This window comes from Pseudoalteromonas sp. meg-B1, from assembly GCF_003173795.1.
In the GTDB taxonomy this organism is placed as follows: Bacteria; Pseudomonadota; Gammaproteobacteria; order Enterobacterales; family Alteromonadaceae; genus Pseudoalteromonas; species Pseudoalteromonas undina.
In genome coordinates this window covers 182152-204354 of sequence record NZ_QGQU01000001.1, presented here as the reverse complement: position 1 = coordinate 204354, position 22203 = coordinate 182152, and the positions used below count along the sequence as shown (strand labels likewise).

22 protein-coding genes are annotated in these 22203 nt (G+C 40.0%); 12 read left to right on the top strand and 10 right to left on the bottom strand.

The annotated features are described in order from the left end of the window. Nucleotides 1-8: 8 nt before the first annotated feature. Nucleotides 9-416 carry a GNAT family N-acetyltransferase gene (locus DK924_RS00950; RefSeq protein WP_010391610.1) on the bottom strand — a complete coding sequence of 136 codons (408 nt, stop codon included), beginning with the start codon at nucleotides 414-416 and terminating at the stop codon, nucleotides 9-11. Nucleotides 417-428: 12 nt separating this feature from the next. Continuing rightward, nucleotides 429-632, bottom strand: coding sequence for a DUF3283 family protein (locus DK924_RS00945; RefSeq protein WP_008113353.1), 204 nt, complete (start codon nucleotides 630-632; stop codon nucleotides 429-431). A gap of 222 nt (nucleotides 633-854) precedes the next feature. On the opposite strand from DK924_RS00945, the gene DK924_RS00940 reads away from it, so the two are divergent. Beyond that, the gene (locus tag DK924_RS00940) at nucleotides 855-1553 is read left to right on the top strand and encodes a transporter substrate-binding domain-containing protein (protein WP_109874120.1); all 699 of its coding nucleotides are present in this window, start codon (nucleotides 855-857) and stop codon (nucleotides 1551-1553) included. Here DK924_RS00940 and DK924_RS00935 read toward each other — a convergent pair. After that, nucleotides 1550-1795 (bottom strand): DUF1289 domain-containing protein, encoded by a 246-nt coding sequence (locus DK924_RS00935; RefSeq protein ID WP_010391613.1) that lies wholly within the window; start codon nucleotides 1793-1795, stop codon nucleotides 1550-1552. The two genes, DK924_RS00940 and DK924_RS00935, sit on opposite strands and share 4 nt — an antisense overlap. A 104-nt stretch (nucleotides 1796-1899) precedes the next feature. Beyond that, nucleotides 1900-3033, bottom strand: coding sequence for a 1-acyl-sn-glycerol-3-phosphate acyltransferase (locus DK924_RS00930; RefSeq protein ID WP_008113364.1), 1134 nt, complete (start codon nucleotides 3031-3033; stop codon nucleotides 1900-1902). Nucleotides 3034-3474: 441 nt separating this feature from the next. On the opposite strand from DK924_RS00930, the gene DK924_RS00925 reads away from it, so the two are divergent. Both DK924_RS00925 and DK924_RS00920 read left to right on the top strand, forming a co-directional pair. Then, nucleotides 3475-4419 carry a D-2-hydroxyacid dehydrogenase gene (locus DK924_RS00925; protein WP_109874119.1) on the top strand — a complete coding sequence of 315 codons (945 nt, stop codon included), beginning with the start codon at nucleotides 3475-3477 and terminating at the stop codon, nucleotides 4417-4419. 174 nt (nucleotides 4420-4593) lie between these two features. Further along, nucleotides 4594-4974 (top strand): DUF3192 domain-containing protein, encoded by a 381-nt coding sequence (locus DK924_RS00920; protein WP_109874118.1) that lies wholly within the window; start codon nucleotides 4594-4596, stop codon nucleotides 4972-4974. Here DK924_RS00920 and DK924_RS00915 read toward each other — a convergent pair. The 3 genes from DK924_RS00915 to DK924_RS00905 all read right to left on the bottom strand — a co-directional run bounded on the left by DK924_RS00915 (nucleotide 4957) and on the right by DK924_RS00905 (nucleotide 7813). Then, entirely contained in the window at nucleotides 4957-5892 is a 936-nt protein-coding gene (locus DK924_RS00915) for a diguanylate cyclase (protein WP_109874117.1), read from the bottom strand. The two genes, DK924_RS00920 and DK924_RS00915, sit on opposite strands and share 18 nt — an antisense overlap. A gap of 55 nt (nucleotides 5893-5947) precedes the next feature. Then, nucleotides 5948-6079 (bottom strand): Hpt domain-containing protein, encoded by a 132-nt coding sequence (locus tag DK924_RS00910; RefSeq protein WP_226916168.1) that lies wholly within the window; start codon nucleotides 6077-6079, stop codon nucleotides 5948-5950. A gap of 342 nt (nucleotides 6080-6421) precedes the next feature. Then, on the bottom strand, nucleotides 6422-7813 hold the full coding sequence (locus tag DK924_RS00905; protein ID WP_010391619.1) for a PhoH family protein: 1392 nt from the start codon (nucleotides 7811-7813) through the stop codon (nucleotides 6422-6424). Between the two features lie 298 nt (nucleotides 7814-8111). On the opposite strand from DK924_RS00905, the gene rapA reads away from it, so the two are divergent. The 3 genes from rapA to DK924_RS00890 all read left to right on the top strand — a co-directional run bounded on the left by rapA (nucleotide 8112) and on the right by DK924_RS00890 (nucleotide 12815). Beyond that, entirely contained in the window at nucleotides 8112-11006 is a 2895-nt protein-coding gene (gene rapA / locus DK924_RS00900) for an RNA polymerase-associated protein RapA (RefSeq protein WP_010391620.1), read from the top strand. Nucleotides 11007-11160: 154 nt separating this feature from the next. Further along, nucleotides 11161-11814, top strand: a complete 654-nt coding sequence (gene rluA, locus DK924_RS00895) for a bifunctional tRNA pseudouridine(32) synthase/23S rRNA pseudouridine(746) synthase RluA (RefSeq protein ID WP_109874116.1) — start codon at nucleotides 11161-11163, stop codon at nucleotides 11812-11814. Between the two features lie 92 nt (nucleotides 11815-11906). After that, on the top strand, nucleotides 11907-12815 hold the full coding sequence (locus DK924_RS00890; RefSeq protein ID WP_109874115.1) for a DUF3530 family protein: 909 nt from the start codon (nucleotides 11907-11909) through the stop codon (nucleotides 12813-12815). Here DK924_RS00890 and djlA read toward each other — a convergent pair. Genes djlA through DK924_RS00875 form a run of 3 tightly spaced genes read right to left on the bottom strand, consistent with a single transcriptional unit; the run spans nucleotide 12798 to nucleotide 15343 of the window. Beyond that, complete coding sequence (gene djlA, locus DK924_RS00885) at nucleotides 12798-13655, bottom strand: co-chaperone DjlA (RefSeq protein ID WP_010391624.1); 858 nt, start codon at nucleotides 13653-13655, stop codon at nucleotides 12798-12800. The genes DK924_RS00890 and djlA overlap by 18 nt on opposite strands. A gap of 33 nt (nucleotides 13656-13688) precedes the next feature. Beyond that, nucleotides 13689-14345, bottom strand: coding sequence for an N-acetylmuramate alpha-1-phosphate uridylyltransferase MurU (gene murU, locus DK924_RS00880; protein WP_109874114.1), 657 nt, complete (start codon nucleotides 14343-14345; stop codon nucleotides 13689-13691). Beyond that, complete coding sequence (locus DK924_RS00875; RefSeq protein ID WP_109874113.1) at nucleotides 14342-15343, bottom strand: aminoglycoside phosphotransferase family protein; 1002 nt, start codon at nucleotides 15341-15343, stop codon at nucleotides 14342-14344. Before DK924_RS00875 ends, murU begins: the two co-directional genes overlap by 4 nt. 94 nt (nucleotides 15344-15437) lie before the next feature. Here DK924_RS00875 and lptD point away from each other — a divergent pair, with 94 nt between their 5' ends. From lptD to DK924_RS00845, 6 genes are all read left to right on the top strand, one after another. Then, complete coding sequence (gene lptD / locus DK924_RS00870; protein WP_054201929.1) at nucleotides 15438-17684, top strand: LPS assembly protein LptD; 2247 nt, start codon at nucleotides 15438-15440, stop codon at nucleotides 17682-17684. A 96-nt stretch (nucleotides 17685-17780) separates the two neighbouring features. Next, entirely contained in the window at nucleotides 17781-19076 is a 1296-nt protein-coding gene (gene surA / locus DK924_RS00865; RefSeq protein WP_010391628.1) for a peptidylprolyl isomerase SurA, read from the top strand. Nucleotides 19077-19078: 2 nt separating this feature from the next. Beyond that, nucleotides 19079-20071, top strand: coding sequence for a 4-hydroxythreonine-4-phosphate dehydrogenase PdxA (gene pdxA / locus DK924_RS00860; protein ID WP_033103982.1), 993 nt, complete (start codon nucleotides 19079-19081; stop codon nucleotides 20069-20071). Beyond that, on the top strand, nucleotides 20068-20874 hold the full coding sequence (gene rsmA, locus DK924_RS00855; RefSeq protein WP_010391631.1) for a 16S rRNA (adenine(1518)-N(6)/adenine(1519)-N(6))-dimethyltransferase RsmA: 807 nt from the start codon (nucleotides 20068-20070) through the stop codon (nucleotides 20872-20874). Before pdxA ends, rsmA begins: the two co-directional genes overlap by 4 nt. Next, nucleotides 20858-21247, top strand: coding sequence for a Co2+/Mg2+ efflux protein ApaG (gene apaG, locus DK924_RS00850; protein ID WP_041709470.1), 390 nt, complete (start codon nucleotides 20858-20860; stop codon nucleotides 21245-21247). The genes rsmA and apaG overlap by 17 nt, the downstream gene beginning before the upstream one ends. Nucleotides 21248-21262: 15 nt before the next feature. After that, on the top strand, nucleotides 21263-22081 hold the full coding sequence (locus tag DK924_RS00845; RefSeq protein ID WP_109874112.1) for a symmetrical bis(5'-nucleosyl)-tetraphosphatase: 819 nt from the start codon (nucleotides 21263-21265) through the stop codon (nucleotides 22079-22081). Nucleotides 22082-22203: the final 122 nt, after the last annotated feature.

Genomic DNA, 22203 nt, shown 5'->3' with positions numbered 1-22203 from the left:
TTACTGATTTAGGGTTGCTGATATTTCAATGCGATAATATTTCGGTGCTTATATGCATCAAATAGCGTTAATAATGCAGGAGTATATGTTAACACCTGGTTAAAACCAAGTGCCTGATAAAAATCAGTAATGTGTTGGTAAGCGAAGGTGTAAACAGCGTCGGCTTGCTGACTTAAAAGAGTGCTTAGCAGCTTTGTTGCCACACCAGTGGAACGATATGCAGGAGCCACAAAAACTGTCGATAAAAATAAAAAAGTCGGTTTGTGCTGTAAGCGGCACGCAGCAATAATAGTGTGGTTATCGTAAGCAACCCACAATTGGTCTTGTTTATTAGCGCGACCGCGGACTTTATATAAGGTATAAAACTTATTTATTAAGGGCGCTTTCACTGATTCTAATTGTTTAATAACAATCACAGCAAGCAGACCCTAACTAAGCATAAGTGCCAAATATTGCTCAAACTTTTGCTTTAAAAAACCTTGCTCTGCAACTGGGCGGCTGTGCAGGGTATCATAAACTTGCTCACGCGTTTTCTTGCCACGCTTAATTTGATATGCCCAAAATGAAGCTTCGTAATCTAGCTGAATCTGATACTTTTGCTCTCGTGGTAAATCACACAGGTTATAACTCATATTCCCCTCTTTTACTGGCCTGATAAAACTTAGATTATACGGTTAAACTTATAATAAACTAACCCTATAACGAATAAAAAGAATCTACTTTAAATAATCTAAGGGTATCAATAATTGTTAATGATAGGCTCTGCTAGATTATGACTAGAAACTGGGCAAAAGACAGCCAATTTGTTATTATACTCGCCTATCCATTTGACCCAATAGACAGGAACTGCTGACGTGTTTAAATACTGTAAAGGGTTGCTTGTATTAATAGGTTTAATTTTTAGTAATCCGTCATTTGGCCATAGTTACAGTTATACATTTAATCGCCCGCAGAACACCCAGCAAGCAAATTATACTATTGAGCTATTACAATTAGCGTATACCGATATGGGCTTTAAATTAAATATTATCGATTTTAATCGTCAAAATGCATTATTTGCAGCAAACAATGGCATGTTAGATGGGCAGCTTGCTCGTGATATTAGTATTGAAAGTGCATACAAAAACTTAATTCGGGTTAACTATCCGTTATTCAAATTTAATCTTGAGCTTTATAAGCACTGTGAACCCAGCTCTACTAAAACAATGGATAGCGTTGCCATTATAGCCAGCTACCCTGTACAACAGCGATATTTAGACAGTATTGATTTTCAAGGCAAAGTTATTGAGGTAAAAAATAATACCACTCAATTAAATTTACTGATCCAGCAAAAAGTAGAAGCTGCATTACTGATTGATTTTGCGATGGCCAATAAAACCATTCCTCCCGCTTTAGGCTGTTATGAAAAACAAGTGGTTGCTACCTACCCGCTTTATCATTATTTACATATCAGTCATGCGAGTATTGCTCAACAGCTTGAGGCTACACTTAAGAAATTACACAACAATGGCACGGTCGCTAAACTCAGATCAAAGTACAAACTACAATTTTAAAAATCAAAGCCTTGCTGTTGTGCTGGCGAAGCGGCTTGCGCAGCTTTCTTTTTTTGCTGTAAATAACGTTTATAGCGTTGTTGGCATAGACTCAATACTTTCTTTTTTTGCGCATTGGTCAACGAATTCCACGAAAATCGCTCATCACGACTGCGATAACATCCTTTGCAGTAACCCCGATTATTAACCAAGCAAATACCTTTACAAGGGCTAGGAATATCAAATATTTCAATTTGTTGCATCAAACCCTCCAGTATAAAAAAGTATAGCTTGAGTATAGCGCTATTTTTGTTTAAAAAAAAAGCAGCAAATTAATTGCTGCTTTTATCTACGCCTAAACTGTTAATTAATGTTCACAGCTTTGTTCATCTACTTGTGTTTTTCTATGGTAGGGCTTAGCGTACATTGCTAGTACTAAAGGCCTTAATTCTTCTGGCACTTTTGCTAAACGCTCTGCAAATTGTGCTGCATCATTTTTATTTATAACCGCCTCAGTACATCCACCTGCAATATAGTTGCCTGGGTGTAAATAAAACGAATCAATTATTTGCTTATCAATGGTTTTTGCCAGCTCATCTGCACTATCGCAATCTGACTGAATAGGCTGGCCAAACGATAAGTGCACATGCCCTTTGGCTGAACTAAAGCCTTCAACAATACTAGCAATATCTTCACCCGCCGATTTCACGTATTTACCATGGTGTTGTTTATGATAGAGCTCTTTTGCCTTCGCTATTGCACAGGGTTCATATTGGTAAGATATTGCAACCGGCACCACTTTTAGCTCTTTAATGTACTCACCAAACTCTTTCTTTTGTTTACGTCCATTTAGTTGTAGCATTTTTAACAGTGCAGGATCGGTTTGATCTACACCGTCTTTAGCCCGACCTTCTTTTTGAGCAATCCAAATAGAATGCCCACTAGTAAGCGAGTCATAAATATAAGCCGATAACTGAGTCAACGCTTTTAACATCTCTTTTGGAGCTTTAGCTGAGCGTTTTACAATAAAGCTTTTATTCAAACGCATAAGCTCAGTAATGTAAGGAATTTGCAATAAGTTATCACCAATCGCAATTCTCACTGTTTTCATTTTATGCTGATAAAGGCCCCAATTAACTAATGCAGGGTCAAGTACAATGTCTCTATGATTTGAAACAAAAAGATAGGCTTGATTAGGGTCTAATGCCTCTAAACCTGAAAAAGTAACGTTTGATGTGGTGCGCCTTACTAATTTATTTAAATAATGCGCCACTTCGTTTTGTACATCTTCAACTGTTTTAACTTTGCCCCACTTTTTACGCAACTGATGTTTTATTATAGCGCGTGCTAAAAACCCAACTGCGGATATAAAGCGTGGCAAATTGTACTTTGCTATCACATCAAGAAACGCATTATCGTTAATTAATCGCGTTAATGAGGCGGCAACTTCATCGTCATTGTAAGGTCTTATATCTGCGTACTTATCTTCTAATTCAATCATTTACTGCATCTACAAAGTTAAAAACGACACGCTAAAACGTCCCGTTATGTCTGATTTTGATTATAACTCAAGCAAAAGTACGAAACTAGCAATACTAAAGTTCGATTTACTGAGTTTTCATAGCGTTATAGTTTAGTACTGAGCATTATTGTCAGACTAACTGCCTCATGTGTATAAACTATAGCTATTAATTATTAATTCAAATGGATAGACCTTACTAATTGCACTTTGTTCAAGTTAACTTAGCAAGGCAGTTGGCCATAATAACATGCAAGTTAACCCTCAGTGGGCAGACCACATTTAAATATAGCTCTACAACTGCTAATGTAAACGCAATCTGATAAACCCAATAATATTCAAATAGATGATACTCTTTTTAACACAAGTACTTCGCGTACTGGGATTATCATTCTTTTTACACATACACTATTAGGACACATCGTGAACATAACAATTCTTGATAACGCCACACTGGCAAACACCTCACTTGATGGTATCTCAGCACTTGGAGATCTTACCGTGCATCAGCTAACTAGCCCAGAGCAAGTGTTGGCACATAGCCAAAATGCCGAGGTGTTAATCACTAACAAAGTAGTGATTAATCGTGACACTATGACACAATTAAAATCGTTGAAACTCATTTGTGTCAGTGCAACTGGCACTAATAATGTTGATTTAGATGCCGCGAAAGACTTAGGCATTGCAGTTACCAATGTTGCCGGTTATTCAACCCCTTCTGTTGTTCAGCATACCTTTTCGTTGATCACTAACTTATTAGGTAATACTCACCGCTATCAAGCGGATTGCCAGCAAGGCGCATGGCAAAAAAGTGACATGTTTTGTCGACTTGATTACAGCTTTAATGACATTCAAGGTAAAACATTGGCTATTATTGGCGGAGGTACTTTGGGTAAGGCAGTATCTAAAGTAGCTGAAGCGTTTGGCGCTGAGGTGATTGTTGCAGAGCGCAAAGGCGCAGCGTGTCGCGACGGACGCACCCCGTTTGAAATAGCAATAAAAACAGCAGACATTATTAGCGTTCACTGCCCACTTAATGATGAAACACGCGACTTAATTACACTTAATGAATTAAAAATGATGAAACCGACTGCGCTAATTATTAATACCGCACGCGGCGGGATAATCAATGAAGCAGACTTAGTAGAAGCATTAAAAGCCAATATTATTGCCGGTGCCGGCGTTGATGTGCTGACCAAAGAGCCCGCTGAGCTTACTAATCCTCTGGCTAATTATACGGGTGATAATTTACTACTTACCCCACATATAGCGTGGGCGAGCACTGAATCTATCGTGCGCTTAGTAAAAGAAGTGAGTTTAAATATTGCAGCATTTAGTCAACACGAGTCGCGTAACCGCTTGGTTTAATGCCATAAAAGTAACTTAGTCAAAATTACTAAAAAGTGGCTTTTTAGATTTATATTTTAAAAAAGCCACCACCCCACCAAACACAACAAAAACAACCCATTGATTTTTAAGAATTTAAAAACTGGCTTGGTCTTTGCTACATTGTTTTTAATTAATCATCTAGGGAATAACAAAATGAAAAAAACACTTTTAATTGCTGCACTAACTGCTCCTTTTTTAACGGGTTGTGTAATCGCTGTATCTGATGGCGAAGCAGAAGGTCATTGGGCAGGCAATAGTTCTTCAAGCTGGCAGGCCACACATAAAAACAATCGTGAAATCATTTCAGGTCTGGCAATGGATAGCTCGTATCAGTCAGTATTAAACCAACTAAAAACACCTAATTTCACTGAATTATTAAAAAAACAGGATGATGTTTACCAAGTGTTGTTTTACGCAACACACAGCATTCATTCAGATGGAAAAATGACCAAGGATGAATGCACACCATTAGTATTTAAAAATGACAAATTAGTGGGGATTGGCAGCTCAGTACTATCAATGCTGACAAACTAAACGCTCACATGTTCCTATGGGCGCCAATTCAATCGCATTGCGCCCTGACTTTTTAGCATTATATAAACCTGAGTCAGCTTCTTCTAGCAATGCCTTCTCTGTGTATGCTTGACTGCTCTCACTTGAGGCAATACCAATGCTAATAGTAATGTGTGAAGCATTTAACGATGCGTTGTGCTCTATATTCAAATCATTAATGGCTTCACGTAACTTATTAGCAAATGCAATAGCCCCTTGCTGATTGGTTTCTGGTAATACGGCTACAAACTCTTCACCACCATAACGGGCAACAAAATCACTGCCGCGCTCACATTGCGCCGCTAGAGTTTGCGCCACAGCTTTTAAACACTCATCGCCAGCACGATGACCGTAACAATCGTTATAGCGCTTAAAGTGGTCAATATCGATAAGCAATACACACATGGAAGAGTTATTACGCTTACTTCTTCGCCACTCTCGCTCTAAATTTTCATCTAAATAACGTCTGTTAGGTATTTCTGTTAAACCATCAATAGACGCAAGCATTTCTAATAAATCGTTTTTTTGCTTAATAAGTAGTTGATTGCGTACACGCACTTTAACAATTGAGGCACAAAATGGCTTTGCAATGTAATCCATTGCGCCTAATTCTAAACCTTTTGCTTCGTCTTCATGAGAGCTGTTCGCTGAGATAAAAATAATGGGGATCGCATGGCTAAGGCTACTTTCTTTAAGTTCCACCAGCACGTCGTAACCATTCATGCCAGGCATCATGATGTCTAAAATAATTAAATCTACCTGCGTATGCTTAACAAATGTCAACGCCTCTTCGCCACTTGCCACTAAGTAAACCTCATGCTCATCACTTAAAGTTCTTTCTAAAATGATTCGGTTAAGCGCATCGTCATCTACAATTAATATTTTTGCTTTATTTATCATTGCTTACATCTAAACTTTTTATATAAATTTGCACTCGCTCTAACTGTATTATTAATTATTTAATTGCAGCTGCAGCGTGCTTGCCATCCGCTTTTAATACTTGCTCAGTGTGTTGAGCACACAATAATAATCGGTTAAAACCTAAATTTCCTGCTATCCCTTTTAAACTATGCACTAAGCGTACCATTTCACTAGTATGGTTACCCCTTCACATTTAATAACGTACGCTCCTATAAAAAGAATGTATCAATTACTGTTTAATACAGTCAAAGCTTATTATTTATCAAAAATGCCTAACGAGATATGAACAAGTAATGAACTTAAATAGACCTGGCATAGCTTTAAATAAATTCATATCTTTTTTCTGAAGATCGATGAGTAGATATTTGACAAGCTAGGCATACGTATTAATTAAACGTCAAACTGTTGACGTGTAATTAAGCGCTTTAATAAACCGATGAATCAGCTAGATTAAATACTTAATTTTTGGCTCGATAATAAAATAGTAGATTATCGAGCCAAAGAACACTTATAAATTCTCCTCTGCAAATGACGCTAGTCGACTTCTTACTACACCATTAAGATTAACAGTAGCGCCGCCTTCAAAGTGCTTAAATCGCTCCACAATATAGGTAAGTCCAGAGGTAACCGCGGTTAAATAGTTACTGTCTATTTGTGCTAAATTTCCGGTACAAATAAGTTTAGTTCCTTCACCACAACGGGTAATAATGGTTTTGAGCTGAGAAGCCGTTAAGTTTTGGCTTTCATCTAAAATCACCACCGCATTTTGAATGCTTCGCCCACGCATAAAGTTCACCGATTTAAACTGAACATTGGCTTTTTCCATAATGTAATTACGGCTTGAAACAGGGTTCTCATCTCCTTTATGCAGCACTTCTAAGGTATCAGTTATTGCAGCCAGCCAAGGCGCCATTTTCTCTTCCTCGGTGCCAGGTAAAAAGCCAATCGATTCCGCAATTTCAGGGGTGTTTCGGGTTACAATCACTTTATCGTAAACACCTTTTTCTATCACCATTTCCAGTGCACAAGCAAGCGCGAGTAAGGTTTTACCACATCCCGCAGGGCCGGTTAAAATAACAAGTTCAATAGAAGTATCGAGCAGTGCATCTAGTGCCATTGCTTGGTAAATATTTTTTGGCTTTATTCCCCAGGCGCTTTGATGCATTAGTCGCTCTGCACCAATATCTTTAATGGTAATATGCTCACCATCGTAAGATTTGACTCTAGCGGCAAACTGATCGCCATCATCAAGTAAATACTCATTACAAAACACATCTGGGATTAAATCTTTAGGGATATGATGGACTGTTTCACGCCCGTGTTGCTCAGTGTTACACTCGCCAACATGCTGCCAAAAATCACCAGTAATTTTTTTATAGCCGCTGGTAAGTAAGGCGATATCGTCAATAAGCTGATCGGTACGGTAATCTTCAACATATTTAAGCCCCGCCCCTTTGGCTTTTAAGCGCATGTTGATATCTTTAGTAACCAGTATGACTTTTTTATCACTGTGCTGATTTTGTAAATGCACCGCGCAATTAATAATGCGGTGGTCGTTTTCATTGCCCGGTAAGCCGGAAATAGAATCGGCAAATAAATGGTCATTTACAATCAGTAAGCTTCCCGTTAATCCCCCTTGTTTATTACTTGGTAGCGCAACCCCTTGTAACATTTGCTCGGGAGAGGCCTGGCTGAGCACTCCATCAAGTCCACGAATGGCCACTCGGGCATCGCGACTTACATCGTGTTTTCTATCTTTAATGTGATCAAGCTCTTCCAATACAGTCATTGGAATAACCACTTGGTGTTCTTGAAATGACAAATACGCGAGGGGTTCATGAAGCAATACATTGGTATCTAGCACATACATTTTACTATCAAGGTTCGAAGCTTTTTCCATAGCACTTTCCTTACGTTTTATGATTTTTATGCTATACCCAATAAACTAATCAGTGTGACTAATAAACTTGATTAATTACTTAGGTATAATTTGAGTTTAGTCTATTTGTCATAAAAGTCTGTTTTATGACAAATATCATTTAGTTTGAATTTCCTACAAAATCGGCGCACTAATCAGTGCTTATAGATAGGAATAATTCACACTTATAAAATTAATTAAAAGTCAGGCAAATAGCGCCTTGCAGTGGTGTTATCTAACAGGTAACATAGCCGCCTTTTTCTTCATAGACGAGACATACATGAATTTTTCCTTAGGTCAGCGTTGGATCAGTGATACAGAGTCAGATTTAGGATTGGGCACCGTTGTTGCCATTGATGGCCGCCAGGTCAGCATTTTATTTCCTGCCAGTGGTGAAAACCGTGTTTATTCTTCTGCAGAAGCTCCGGTAACCCGCGTAGCATTTAATCCTGGTGATGTGATCCGAAGCGTTGAGGAGTGGGAATTACAAGTTGAGTCAATTGAAGTACAAGGCGAGTTACTGTGCTATCACGGTGAACGTATTGATAACGGTGAAAAAGTACAATTAAAAGAAACCTTTTTAGACCATTTTATTAAATTTAATAAACCACAAGACCGTTTATTTGCAGGCCAAGTAGACCGCTTTGATCGATACACTTTGCGCTACCAAACTTGGTTACACCAATTTGAACGCCAACAGTCACCTATTAAAGGTTTAATTGGCCAACGTGCCAACCTTATTCCGCATCAGCTTTATATTGCCCAAGAAGTAGGTAAACGTTTTGCGCCACGTGTATTACTTTCTGATGAAGTAGGTTTGGGTAAAACCATCGAAGCTGGCATGATTTTACATCAACAAATTATTACTGGTCGCGCCAGCCGTGTGCTCATTGTGGTACCTGAGAACTTGCAGCACCAATGGTTAGTAGAAATGCTACGCCGTTTTAATTTACGTTTTTCTATTTTTGATGAAGAGCGCTGCGACGAAGCGTTTGCTGATTCACCTAACGTATTTGATACCGAGCAACTGGTGCTTACCAGCCTTGAGTTTTTAACTAAGAAAAAACGTTGGTTTGAACAAGCTACGTTGGCCGACTGGGACTTATTAGTCATTGATGAAGCCCATCATTTAAGCATTAACAACAATAAACCTAGTGCCGAATATCAACGTATGGCTGAGCTGAGCCAAGACATTCCGGGGTTAATTTTATTAACAGCAACGCCAGACCAACTGGGTCATCGTAGCCACTTTGCACGCTTACAACTGCTCGACCCTGATCGCTTTTACGACTACGACGTATTTAAAGAAGAAGAAGCAAACTACAAAGATGTAGCCGAAGCTGCTAACCAACTACTGCAAGAGCAATCATTAGATGATAACGCTAAAGCAACCTTGATTGAGCTATTAAAAGAAACGGATATCACCGATATTCTTGAAACAGCACAACAAGGCGACCTTGAAGCACGTAAAGAAATTTTAAATATGCTTTTAGACCGTCACGGTACTGGGCGCATCTTATTTAGAAATAGTCGCAGTGGTATTGATGGTTACCCAAGTCGTAAATTACACGCCTACCCTATGGCTTTACCTAAGCAATACAAAACAGCAATGACTGTACTAGGTAATATGAGCGGCATTCAAAATGCTGAACTCAGTGCACAACGTGCACTTTTCCCTGAAAAAATATTTCAAGAGTTTGAAGGTGAAAGCGCCAGCTGGGGTTTATTTGACCCCCGTGTAGATTGGCTAATCGAAACGCTAAAAACTCTCAAACGTGAAAAAGTATTACTCATTTGCGCTAAAGCCGAAACCGCAATCAGCCTTGAGCAAATATTACGTGAACGCGAAGCAATTAAAGCCTCGGTTTTCCACGAGGGCATGTCGATCATTGAACGAGACCGCGCCGCGGCATTCTTTGCCGATGAATACGATAATGCTCAAATATTATTGTGTTCTGAAATTGGTTCAGAAGGCCGTAACTTCCAATTCTCACATCATTTAGTGTTGTTTGATTTACCGCTCAACCCAGATTTACTTGAGCAACGTATTGGTCGCTTAGACCGCATAGGACAAACACAAGATGTGAACATTCATGTGCCTTACTTTGAAAATACGGCTCAGGAAGTGTTATTACGTTGGTACAACGAAGGCCTAGATGCATTTGAAAGCACTTCAACCACAGGACAGTTATTGTATAAAGAGTTTAGCGAAGACTTACTTGAATATATTGCAGCTCATAATTGTGACGAAGATGAGCTAGACCCATTGCTTGAGCAAGTAGCACAAAAGAATGCAGTATTACGTAAGCAAATGGAAAGTGGCCGAGATCGCCTACTAGAACTGCATTCATCAGGGCAAGGCGCTGCTGATTCACTTGTAGCTGACATTGAAAAACTCGATAATCAGTTTGAGCTACCAAGTTACATGATCAATGTGTTCGACACCTTTGGCGTAAGCCAAGAAGATAAAGGTGAAAACACCATTATTTTAAAACCCACTGAGCATATGCTTAACGCGTCATTCCCTGCTTTAAAAGAAGATGGCATGACGGTAACATTTGACCGTGATACCGCTCTTTCACAAGAAGATGTTCACTTTATTAGTTGGGATCATCCTATGGTGCAAGGCACTATGGACATGATTTGCGATGATGACTTTGGTAGTGCGTCAGTGGCGTTACTTAAAAACAAAAAGTTACCACCAGGAACATTCTTTGTTGAGCTAATCTTTGTTGCCGAAGCAATGGCACCAAAAGTACTGCAAGTGGGCCGCTTTTTACCGCCTACGCCTATTCGTATTTTACTCGATAAGAGCAGTAATAACTTAGGCGAAAACGTTGGCTTTGATGGCTTTAATCAACAGTTATCTGCGGTAGGTCGCCAAACAGCAAGTAAATTAGCCGGTGCATTACAAAGTGCGGTTCATCCAATGATCAACACAGCAAAAGACATGGCTCAACAAAAGCTGGATGTTATTCGTGCAGAGTCATTAACTAAAATGCAAACATCGTTAAGCGAAGAGCAGCAGCGTTTAGAGGCACTTAAACAAATAAACCCAAATATTCGCCAAGAAGAAATTACCTTTTACGATAAACAACGCAATGAGCTAACCGCACATATTGAAAAAGCGCAGTTAAAACTCGATGCCATTCGTTTAATTGTGGTTTCGCACTAAGGAATCTAGCTGTTAGCTATAAGCTGTCAGTCGTTAGTTAAAGATCAACTAACGTGTGCATCGAAAAAAGCGCGATATTTATATCGCGCTTTTTACTTGAGCCTTTGCGCTCGCTCCACTAAAATAGCGCACTTCAAAATCACTGAGGTCTGCCGTGTTAGTTAATTACAATCCCCCTATGAGCCCGTATTTAACTATACTGTTTCAAGACGATGATTTACTTATTGTAAATAAGCCTAGCGAGTTACTCACCGTACCAGGTAAAGACCCAAAACATGCCGATAGCTTAATTAATCGCGTCAACCGTGTTTTTCCTACGGCTAAAATTGTTCATCGTTTAGATATGGCTACCTCAGGGATACTTTGCTTGGCAATGAACAAAGCCGCTCACCGCCATTTAAGTATTCAATTTCAAGAGCGTGAAACGGCAAAGCGTTACATTGCGCGAGTTTATGGGCAACTTGAAAGTGAAACCGGCTCCGTTGATTTACCGCTTATTTGTGATTGGCCGAACCGTCCTAAGCAAATGGTTGATCACGACAATGGCAAACCTTCACTCACGCATTTTAAAGTGCTTGAACGTGAAGCACAGGCAACCCGTGTAGAGCTTACTCCGATTACAGGGCGTTCCCACCAGCTGCGAGTACATATGCTAAGCTTAGGCCACCCTATTTTAGGCGATCGTTTATATGCCCACAAAGACGCACTTGCTGCGGCTCCTCGCCTACAGCTGCATGCACAAATGCTACAACTCAAACACCCTGTAACGGAGCAAGTACTTACTTTTGAAGCTGAACCCGACTTTTAATACAGATTAATCTTTTAGTTATTTGCAGTAAATAGCTAAACTTTAAGAGTGCTACGCCGATACATAAATAAGATTTAAATTAAAAGCTTATTATGTTTATTACGCAGATGTTTAAAGTCATTATTACTACTCTTTCGCTTGGCTGTGCATTAATCAGTTTTCAAGTGCTTAGTGCTGAGTATATCGCTCCTCCTCCCTTTTCAAAAAATATTGATGCGGATATCTCTCGCCTAGCCCAAAGTGATGAAGTAAAGTCTATTTTAGTTGGTGATACTGAGTTTTTAACTTTATACAGTGAATATATGAGCGCCGACTTTAGAGGGGTAGTCATACTCATTCCTGACTGGCAATCAACGCCCACAAACAATTCCGGCATGAACTTTTTGCGTAAAGAGCTGAATAATCATGGGTACACTTCTTATGCGATGACAGTTCCTGATATAGATTGGCAAGCAGCCCAAGATGACACAGCAAAAACGATTAATGATTCTGTGGGCACAAATAATGAGCCTGACACCAGCACACAAAAACAGCCTCATCATGCCGACTATGTTGAGCAAGTAAATACCGAGGTCGTGGATAACTACAAGTTAAAACTGCTCGCTCGCTACGAAGCTTTGTATCAGCAGGCAGCAATGGAGTCTGACAATATTGTTGTTATTGCACAAGGCACTAGTGCTGGGGTGTTGTTGGAGCACTACGCTGAATTTGCAGACTTAAAAATAAACGCCTTCATTAGTTTGAGTAGTTACCTTCCTAACACAAAGCGCAATGCCAAGTTAAGCCAAATAACATCCTTGGTCACCCCTGCTTTGTTGGATATTTATTTTGCTACAGACAGTAATGATATTTTAATGAACCTTAAAAACCGTCAGCGTTGGGTTAACCGTAATGCAAAGTTTGATTACCGCCAGCGCCAGCTATTTGGATTACGCGATGCGCCGCAGCAACATGCACGCTTAAGCAAAGAAATAGACGGTTTTTTACGCCGCCTTTTTTAAATACTCGTAAGCAGCTTGAATATCTTGGCTTTTTTTAACTGCCACTTCCATCATGTGCTTAGGTAAACCTTGCGATACCAGTTTATCAGGATGGTGCTGAGCCATAAGCTTTCGGTACGCTACTTTAATATCACGTTGCGACGCGTCTTTATTTAATCCCAATAAGGCCAATGCCTGCGAGCGATTCATATCATTACTTGGCGGTACATGATGTCCTGAGCCTTCTCGGTAACTACTACTTTGACTTTGCTGCTGTCTAAAGCGCTGTTGTTGCTGCCTAAAATTAAACTCAGCTTGGTAACGTTTTAGCACAAACGCAAAGTGCGCTTTAGATACACCCAACTGTTTGCTGACTTCTTGTAATAATTGCTTTTCTTGTGCGGCAAGCACGCCATCAGAAAACGCCATTTGTATTTGAATTTCTAAAAATAACTGCAGTAAATCGTAACGTTTAGCAAAACGTTCTTTAAAGTCATAAACCGTGTCTTTGAGAGAAAAGTCGCTATCTTTACCTGATTGAAACGCTTGTTGAGCTTCACGGCGTTCTTCGCCTTTTAAGCCCATTTCATCCATAAATAGCGTCGCAGCTTTAATATGGGTTTCACTTATTCGTCCATTTGACTTGGCAATATGCCCCATTACTGCAAAGCAGCTAGAAAAAAACAGTGCTTGGCGTTCGTTAACATCATCGCCCTTAAAAAGGTTAGAGAAGCCGCCAGCCTGATCAAAGTCTTTCTTTAGGCTTTTATCAAACATATGACCTAGGTATAAGCCTAAAATGGCGCCAAATATTTTGCCAAACATAAAACCAAAACAGAAACCGAGAATTTTTCCCCACATTTTGAAACTTACCTCTAGTGTTTTATATTTAGCTTATGGCGCTAATTGTTGGTTAAGAGTCGATAAACGCTCTGGTGTACCTATATCGTCCCATTGGCCAATATAGAGTTCAGTGGAGACTAAATGTTCATTTAATTTTTCACGCAGTAAAGGCCCTAACGGGCGGATACCTGGGGCCAGCCCTTCAAAGAAATCAGCCTGATAACGGCCAATTCCAGAAAAGGTATAGCGCTGTTCACTATTAGGTAAGTGGCTTAGGGTAAAATCACCCTCTGGGTTATGCGCAGGATTTTCAACCAATACAATGTGCGCTTCTTTTGGCTGTAAATGCAGCTGCATTAATGCACTAATATCGTAGTCGCTGTAAACATCACCATTAATAACAATAAATGACTCACCTAATAAAGGAAGTGCTTGAATAATACCGCCTGCAGTTTCAAGCCCGCCAGTTACTTCCTGGCTATAGGTAATACTTACACCCCATGCACTGCCATCTGCAAAGTAGGTTTTTATTTTATCTCCTTGCCACGCAAGGTTAATCACAATTTGCGTTATACCAGCCGCTTTTAAGCGCATAATATGATGCTCAATTAGCGGTTTACCTGCTACACATAACATAGGTTTTGGCAACTGTGCGGTGAGCGGCATCATACGTTTACCGCGTCCAGCAGCTAAAATCATGGCCTTCATAATTGTTCCTCTTTTAACCGCTGCTGTACCTTTGGCACCACGTAACTTTTTACCCAATCAGACAAATCACTAAGCTCTGGGTACTCTGCCGCCACTTCAACAATATAAGTTAGTGTCGGTAGTATATTCGCTAAGTAACCTTTTTTGCCATCCCGTAAATACAAGCGACAAAAAATACCCGCTGCTTTTAAATGGCGCTGCAAGCCGGTTAAATCAAACCAATACTTAAATTGTGCGAATGACTCGTTAGTTATTAAACTTTGGCGCTTAAATTCGTCATAACCAAACTCAAGTAAATGAGTCAGCTCGTCGTTGGGCAATTTAAAATAACAATCTCTTAAAAGCGAGACTAAGTCATAACATAACGGACCTTGTACCGCGTCTTGATAATCAATAATTGCCCATTGCTGCTCGCAGCGCATAATATTACGGCTGTGGTAATCGCGATGCATAGTCACTGTGGGTTGTTCAAGCAGTGTATTGATTAGCAGCGCAGCACTTGTTTGCCATATATTTTGTTGCTCAGCGCTGAGCTCTGTACTAATAAAATCATTAACTAACCAATTTTTAAAAATATCCAGCTCAAGTGCAATAAAGTCATGGTCATACGGATTCATTGACGGAGCTTTAGGCGTTTTAGCCCACTTGGCACTTAAACTGATCAGCTGCTGGTAATGCTCGCTGCGATTGGCATCATCAAGCAAGTCAGCTAAATGGGTGTTACCCAAATCACTTAAAATAAAAAAACCTTGCTGCTCGTCACTATGAATAATGGATGGTAATAAAAACCCCTGCTCAGAAAACACCTTATTTAATGCAATATAAGGGACGTTGTTAACTTTTTTTGGATCTGAGTCCATCACAATAAAGTTTTTATTTTCAGCGTTTAACCTATAATAACGGCGAAAACTGGCATCTGCAGTTATTGCATTAAGCGCGCAAGATTGCTCACTAAAGTGAGTATTAATAAACTGTTGTAAACTCTCAAAACGTGTCATTTTATAAGCTATCTATTTTTCACTAATTACTTTGCTATTGTTTTCCTTTATTATGTATAGCTTGTAACTAATCACAGAGCATAAAGGTCGATAAATGAGCAAAACCTGGGGCATTTTGATGCTAAGCGTACTGAGCGCACCATCGCTTGCCGAAACTGAACTGACACACAACTTTTGTGGCACTTCAATGCAAACCAGAGCTTGGCAACCGCTAGCTGGCCTTGAGCTTGGAACGGTTGATATCAGCGCTGATGACGTTGAGCTTTTAGGCACACAAAGCGCTGAATTTACTGGTAATGTTGATATTAACACCGTTAACATGAGTTTGTCCGCACAATCAGCACTGATTGATAAACAACGCGGCTTACTCAATGCCACCGGCCCTATTACCTATCGCGATTATGTGAGCAAAGTTCAAAGTGCGGGCTTAAACGCCGATTTAAATAACTCAGCCTTTAGCTTATTAGGCGCACAATACAGCCTAACACAACAGCAAGGCAAAGGCGGCGCGGAAAAACTCACCATCGACAAGTCTGGCTTAATGCTGATGAATGCAAGCTTTACTGCTTGCCCAGGTAATACGCCTGTGTGGGCTATTGAAGCCGACGAAATTAATTTATCACGAGAAGAAGGCTGGGGTGAAACCTACAATGCGGTGCTACGTATTTTAGACACGCCAGTACTCTATTTACCTTATTTTACTTTCCCACTCGATGAGCGCCGTAAGTCAGGCTTATTAACGCCCAGCTTTTCAAGTTCAGATCGTTATGGGTTAGAGACTATTACGCCTTATTATTGGAATATTGCTCCAAACTATGATGCAACCATTACGCCGCGTTATATGTCACGTAAAGGTTTACAGCTACAAACTGAATTTAGATATCTAACTCCAGAACACCAAGGTTTAGTGGCTGTCGAATACTTAAATAAAGATGACTCAGAGCCTGAGCTTGACGAGCGTTTTTTGTTTCATTGGCAACAAAAAAGCTATATAGGCGAAGACTGGCGAGCCAGTATTGATATTACCAATGTCAGTGATGATAACTACCTCACTGATTTAAACTCAACTTATGCAAGTAAAACCGATACTCAGCTTTATCGTACCGGCTCACTAACTCACATGGGCGAGATGTGGCGTACTGATATAAAAATACAAAACTTTGAAGTACTCGGTGACCACTTAGAGTCATATACAGCCTTACCGCAAGTTAGCTTTACACAAACTACGCCGTGGAAAATTGATTACTTCGATTTTACTGTTTCAGGGGAGCTGAGCCACTTTACTAATAGCTCAGCGGTTATTGATCAAGCAACTCGCGTGCATATAGAACCTAAAGCACGCTTTGATTACAAAGAGTATGCCTGGTCGTTTTTATCTGAAGTGAGCTTATTGCAAACTAACTATAAACAAGACGGTGATTTACAGGGTACACAGTATAGCGATAATGTTTCGCGCACATTGCCAAAAGTGCGCTTATATTCTCAGCTTAACTTTGAGCGTGATACCTCAATTTTTATCGACGATGGTATTCAAACCTTAGAGCCACAAATTCAGTATTTATATACGCCTAACAAAGATCAGTCTGACATTGGCTTATACGATACCACTAAATTACAAGATGACTTTTTTGGCTTATTTAGAGATGCGCGTTTTTCAAGTGTTGACCGTATTGCCGCTGCAAATCAGTTTACGCTTGGGGCAACCACCCGTTTATTTGATAATAAAAATGAAGAAGTATTTAATTTCAGTGCTGGCCAAATATTTTATTTAAGTGATTCAGCCAAGCCCACAGAGCAAGGGCTGAATAGCGACAGTAACTACAATGCCTTGTTTGCAGCGCAAACCATGTTACATTGGCATCGCCGCTGGTATTTATCGGGTGGAATTCAGTACGACACGGATGGCAAGCAAATTATCCAGTCAAATTTAACCTTAGATTATAAAGGTGACGATAATCAGCTGGTTCAATTGAACCATCGCTATGCAAATGATGTCTCAGGAAATACAATCGAACAAGCGGGCTTATTTACAAGTATCCCTATTAGTGACGAATGGCAATTTATTGCAAGTTACCATCGCGACCTTGATAATAACCGCAGTATTGAAGTATTTAGTGGATTACAGTATGAATCGTGCTGTTGGGCGTTCCAAATTACTGGCCACCGCCAAATTGAAACTGATTTAAATCAGTCAATTGGACAACCCCAAGCCACTTTTGATTCGAGCATTCGTTTGAATTTTGTATTAAAAGGGCTTGGTAGTAAAAGCCGTTATGATGCTCAAAAATTATTACAACAAGGTATTTTTGGTTATCGTAGGCCGTATTTTCTTAATGACTAAGCTGCATTTTGTATAGTAAAAATTTACAAATAACTATATCAATCTAGTCGCCTTTAGCATTACAACAGTACTATTAGTAAGAGTAGTAAAAAGAATATGAATTTAAAAAAATTATTAACATCAGCAGTTTTAACGTTTAGCTTATGCCAAAGTGCATTCGCCGCACCGGTCGAAATAGATAAAGTGATTGGTATTGTAAACCAAGGCGTTATTTTAAAAAGTGAAGTAGATACCATTGTTGATCGTGTTAAAAAGCAAGCAGAAGAACAAAATCAACAGCTACCAAAAGACGAAACACTACGTGTACAAGCAATTGAGCGCTTAGTTAATCAAACGCTAATGATGCAAATGGCTGAGCGCATGGGCTTAGAGATTTCAGATAGCCAGCTTGACCAAACACTTGCCAACATGGCCAAAGAGCAAGGCGGTACAATTGCTGATTTACGTCGCACTATTGAAGCGTCGGGTGAGAGCTTTCAAGCTTACCGTGAAGAAATTCGTAAAGAGATAACCACGCAACAAGTAACGCGTGCAAACGTAGACCGCCGTATATATGTAAGTGACCAAGAAATTGATAACTTACTAAAAATTATGGATAGCCAAGGCCAAAATGCCGAAGAATACGATATTGGTCATATTCTTATCGATATTCCAAGCGGGGCAAGTGCAGACGACGTAAGCTCTGCAAAAACACGCGCAGACAAAGTAATTGAACTGCTGCAAGACGGCCAAGAATTTAAGCGTATTGCTATTTCTTCATCAAGTGGCTCAAAAGCGCTTGAGGGAGGTCAATTAGGCTGGATGGGCATTAACGAAATGCCATCTTTATTTGCAGAAGCTGTAAAAGGTCAAAAGAAAGATGCGATTATTGGCCCGCTTCGCTCTGGCGCAGGTTTTCACATTATTAAGGTGCAAGACGTACGTGGTCGCCAAGTAGTAGAAACCACAGAAGTTAAATCTCGTCATATTCTTATTAAACCTTCAATTATTTTAAGCGAAGAAAAAGCCCGCACTATGCTAACTGGCTTTGTTAAGGATTTACGTGCTGGAAATGCTGACTTTGCAGAACTAGCTAAAGAGCACTCGCAAGATCCAGGTTCAGCACTTAAAGGCGGACAATACGACTGGACTGATCCAACTACCTACGTACCTGCGTTTAGAGATACATTACTATCTCTTGATCAAAACGAAATCAGCGAACCATTTAGAACTCAGTATGGTTGGCACATTGTACAGTTATTAGATACACGCGTTGCTGATAAAACCGAGCAAGCTAAACGTAATCGTGCACATGGCATGTTGTTTAATCGTAAATTTAAAGAAGAAAGCTTTAACTGGCAGCAAGAAATGCGCGAACAAGCCCATGTTGAAATTTTCCCAACAGACGAATAATTATGACCTTAAGAATTGCGGTAACCCCTGGTGAGCCTGCTGGCATTGGCCCTGACTTGCTATTAAAACTGGCACAGCACAGCTGGGATGCACAGCTAGTTGCAATTGCAGATGCATCGCTACTAAAGCAGCGCGCTAAACATTTAGGTTTAAACATTAAGTTAATTGAATTTGATGAAAGCGCCGAAGCCATGCCTACAGCGGCTGGCAGCTTATATATAAAACAGATTGATTTAGCCGAGTCAGTTGAACTGGGTGTGCTAAATGACGCAAACGGTCAATACGTACTAGATACACTGCGTATCGCCAGTGAGAAGAATATGGACGGCACTTTTGATGCCGTTGTTACTGGCCCTGTTCATAAAGGTATTATTAACCAAGCCGGTATTTCTTTTAGTGGCCACACTGAGTACTTTGCTCAACAGTCGGGCACCGCTGATGTTGTTATGTTATTGGCTACCGAAGGGCTGCGAGTTGCATTAGTAACAACACATATCCCGCTTGCTTATGTTGCTCGTGCTATTACCCAAGAGCGACTGGTTAAAGTGGCTAATATTCTTAATCATGACTTAAAAACCAAGTTTGGTATTGAGCAACCGCGTATTTTAGTCTGTGGCTTAAACCCGCACGCTGGTGAAGATGGCCATTTAGGCCGCGAAGAAATCGACACGATAACGCCTACACTTGACATACTAAGAGCTGAAGGGATGAACTTAATCGGTCCTTTACCAGCAGATACATTATTTCAAGATAAATACCTAAATGAAGCCGATGCAGTACTGGCTATGTATCACGATCAGGGATTACCTGTGCTAAAATACAAAGGATTTGGTAAGTCAGTGAATATAACTCTTGGCCTTCCATTTATCCGCACTTCAGTCGACCACGGTACTGCGCTTGATTTAGCCGGTACAGGCGATGCTGATGTTGGCAGTTTTGAATTAGCGATCCGCGAAGCAATTAAGCTCGCCCATGAAAAAGCACAGAATCAATGACCGATAAAGTACATTTAGGACACCGCGCCCGTAAACGTTTTGGCCAAAACTTTTTATTCGATGAATCAATCATCGATAAAATTGTCACCGCTATTGATCCCAAGCCGCAAGATAATTTAGTCGAAATTGGCCCAGGCCTTGGCGCTATTACTGAGCCTGTAGCCGATTTAAGTGGCCATTTAACGGTTGTTGAGCTAGATAAAGATTTAGCCCAACGTTTAATTGAACACCCTTTTTTAGGGCCCAAATTAACCGTAAACCAAGGCGATGCAATGAAGTTTGATTTTGCAAGCCTAGTTAAAGACGACAAAAAGCTAAAAGTATTTGGTAACCTACCGTACAACATTTCTACTCCTTTGTTGTTTCACCTTTTTGAATTTGCCGATCATATTGAGCACATGCACTTTATGCTGCAAAAAGAAGTGGTAAAACGCATGGTTGCAGGCCCAGGCAGCAAAACCTTTGGCCGCTTGAGTGTAATGACTCAATACTACTGTAATGCGATGCCTGTAGTAGAAGTACCGCCTGAGTGCTTCAAACCTGCACCTAAAGTAGATTCTGCGGTTATTCGTCTAATCCCTAAAAAGGCAGAACAGCGCACAGCTAAAAGCGTTAAAATACTAAATACAGTCTGTTTAGAAGCGTTTAATCAACGTCGTAAAACACTGCGCAATAGCCTAGGCAACCTTTTAACCGCTGAAGAGTTAACCAGCATTGGCATTGATATTACCTTGCGTGCTGAGAGCCTGTCGTTACAACAATTTATTGATATAGCTAACTGGATTTATGACAACAAGCAGTAATATGGGATCACCTGTAAAGGTATCTGTAGAAACATTTTATGTAGAAGAGCAATCGCAACCTGAACTTGATAAATTTGTATTTGCTTATTCCGTTACTATAAAAAACCACAGTTTATGTAGTGCAAAACTACTTAGCCGCTATTGGTTAATTACCGATGCCAACGGTAAAGAAGTAGAAGTGCAAGGCGAAGGTGTGGTGGGTGAAACCCCAGATATAGCCCCTGGTGAAAGTTACAAATACACCAGTGGTGCAATATTAGATACTCCCGTAGGCACCATGCAAGGGCATTACACTTTACGAAACGAGTTTGGTGCTGAGTTTGAAGCACCCATAAATGTGTTCCGTTTAGCTTGCCCTAATATCTTACACTGATTAAAACAGCGACTAATGGCTGACTACGCAATAGGTGATTTACAAGGCTGCTTTAACGAATTTAATTTATTGTTAAAGCAAGTCGACTTTAACCCCAGCAAAGACCACCTCTACCTAGTAGGTGATATTGTTGCTCGCGGCCCAGACTCCAAAGCGTGCCTTGATTATATTTATCAACATCAAGACAGCGTTAGCGTCACATTAGGCAATCATGACTTACACATGATTGCCTGTTATTTAAACAATGTTGCACCCAACCCTAAAGACAAACTAACGACACTGTTCAACAGCAGTAAACTCCCCGACTACATCGCGTTTTTACTAACTCAGCCTTTAGCTCTTTATTTAGAGCAGTATGATTGTTTTATCTCTCACGCAGGACTTAATCCTGATTGGTCATGCGAGCAAGCCATTCAGCACGCCCAATTTGCGCAGCAATGCTATGGTGCTGACAACGCTCAATACTTCTTAAAAAACATGTATAAGCCTCACCCACTTTCATGGAGTGAGCAGCTCGATGACGCTGCAAAGTTTCGCTATATCGTTAATTATTTCACCCGTATGCGCTTTATTACGCCTGATAATTTGCTTGATTTTAATGCAAAAGAAGCAACAGCCAATAGCTACTCATTAATTCCTTGGTTTTCTCACCCTAAAATCGTTAACGCTCAACATGACCTTATTTTTGGTCATTGGGCTGCCCTTGAAGGTCAAACTCCCTACAAACACCTGTACGCTCTAGACACAGGTTGCGTCTGGGGCGGCTCAATGACCTTAATAGATTTACAAAGCAAACAAAAATTTTCAGAAAAATCACAACTTTTGTCTAAATAAACTGAAAAAAGTTAATACATCTGTTAAGTTTAAGAGTGCATGTTAAATTGCATAATTACAAACCATTCACAACTAAGTGTAAAAAATAGCAACACTCCCTTAATCTAATTAAGGACGAGGAG

Excerpts from the sequence above, each read along its gene's own strand:
- DK924_RS00945 (WP_008113353.1), bottom strand. The coding sequence starts at position 632 with ATGAGTTATAACCTGTGTGATTTACCACGAGAGCAAAAGTATCAGATT.
- DK924_RS00935 (WP_010391613.1), bottom strand. The coding sequence starts at position 1,795 with ATGCAACAAATTGAAATATTTGATATTCCTAGCCCTTGTAAAGGTATT.
- DK924_RS00930 (WP_008113364.1), bottom strand. The coding sequence starts at position 3,033 with ATGATTGAATTAGAAGATAAGTACGCAGATATAAGACCTTACAATGAC.
- DK924_RS00920 (WP_109874118.1), top strand. The coding sequence starts at position 4,594 with ATGAAAAAAACACTTTTAATTGCTGCACTAACTGCTCCTTTTTTAACG.
- DK924_RS00915 (WP_109874117.1), bottom strand. The coding sequence starts at position 5,892 with ATGATAAATAAAGCAAAAATATTAATTGTAGATGACGATGCGCTTAAC.
- DK924_RS00910 (WP_226916168.1), bottom strand. The coding sequence starts at position 6,079 with ATGGTACGCTTAGTGCATAGTTTAAAAGGGATAGCAGGAAATTTAGGT.
- DK924_RS00905 (WP_010391619.1), bottom strand. The coding sequence starts at position 7,813 with ATGGAAAAAGCTTCGAACCTTGATAGTAAAATGTATGTGCTAGATACC.
- rapA (WP_010391620.1), top strand. The coding sequence starts at position 8,112 with ATGAATTTTTCCTTAGGTCAGCGTTGGATCAGTGATACAGAGTCAGAT.
- DK924_RS00890 (WP_109874115.1), top strand. The coding sequence starts at position 11,907 with ATGTTTATTACGCAGATGTTTAAAGTCATTATTACTACTCTTTCGCTT.
- djlA (WP_010391624.1), bottom strand. The coding sequence starts at position 13,655 with ATGTGGGGAAAAATTCTCGGTTTCTGTTTTGGTTTTATGTTTGGCAAA.
- murU (WP_109874114.1), bottom strand. The coding sequence starts at position 14,345 with ATGAAGGCCATGATTTTAGCTGCTGGACGCGGTAAACGTATGATGCCG.
- DK924_RS00875 (WP_109874113.1), bottom strand. The coding sequence starts at position 15,343 with ATGACACGTTTTGAGAGTTTACAACAGTTTATTAATACTCACTTTAGT.
- lptD (WP_054201929.1), top strand. The coding sequence starts at position 15,438 with ATGAGCAAAACCTGGGGCATTTTGATGCTAAGCGTACTGAGCGCACCA.
- surA (WP_010391628.1), top strand. The coding sequence starts at position 17,781 with ATGAATTTAAAAAAATTATTAACATCAGCAGTTTTAACGTTTAGCTTA.
- pdxA (WP_033103982.1), top strand. The coding sequence starts at position 19,079 with ATGACCTTAAGAATTGCGGTAACCCCTGGTGAGCCTGCTGGCATTGGC.
- rsmA (WP_010391631.1), top strand. The coding sequence starts at position 20,068 with ATGACCGATAAAGTACATTTAGGACACCGCGCCCGTAAACGTTTTGGC.
- apaG (WP_041709470.1), top strand. The coding sequence starts at position 20,858 with ATGACAACAAGCAGTAATATGGGATCACCTGTAAAGGTATCTGTAGAA.
- DK924_RS00845 (WP_109874112.1), top strand. The coding sequence starts at position 21,263 with ATGGCTGACTACGCAATAGGTGATTTACAAGGCTGCTTTAACGAATTT.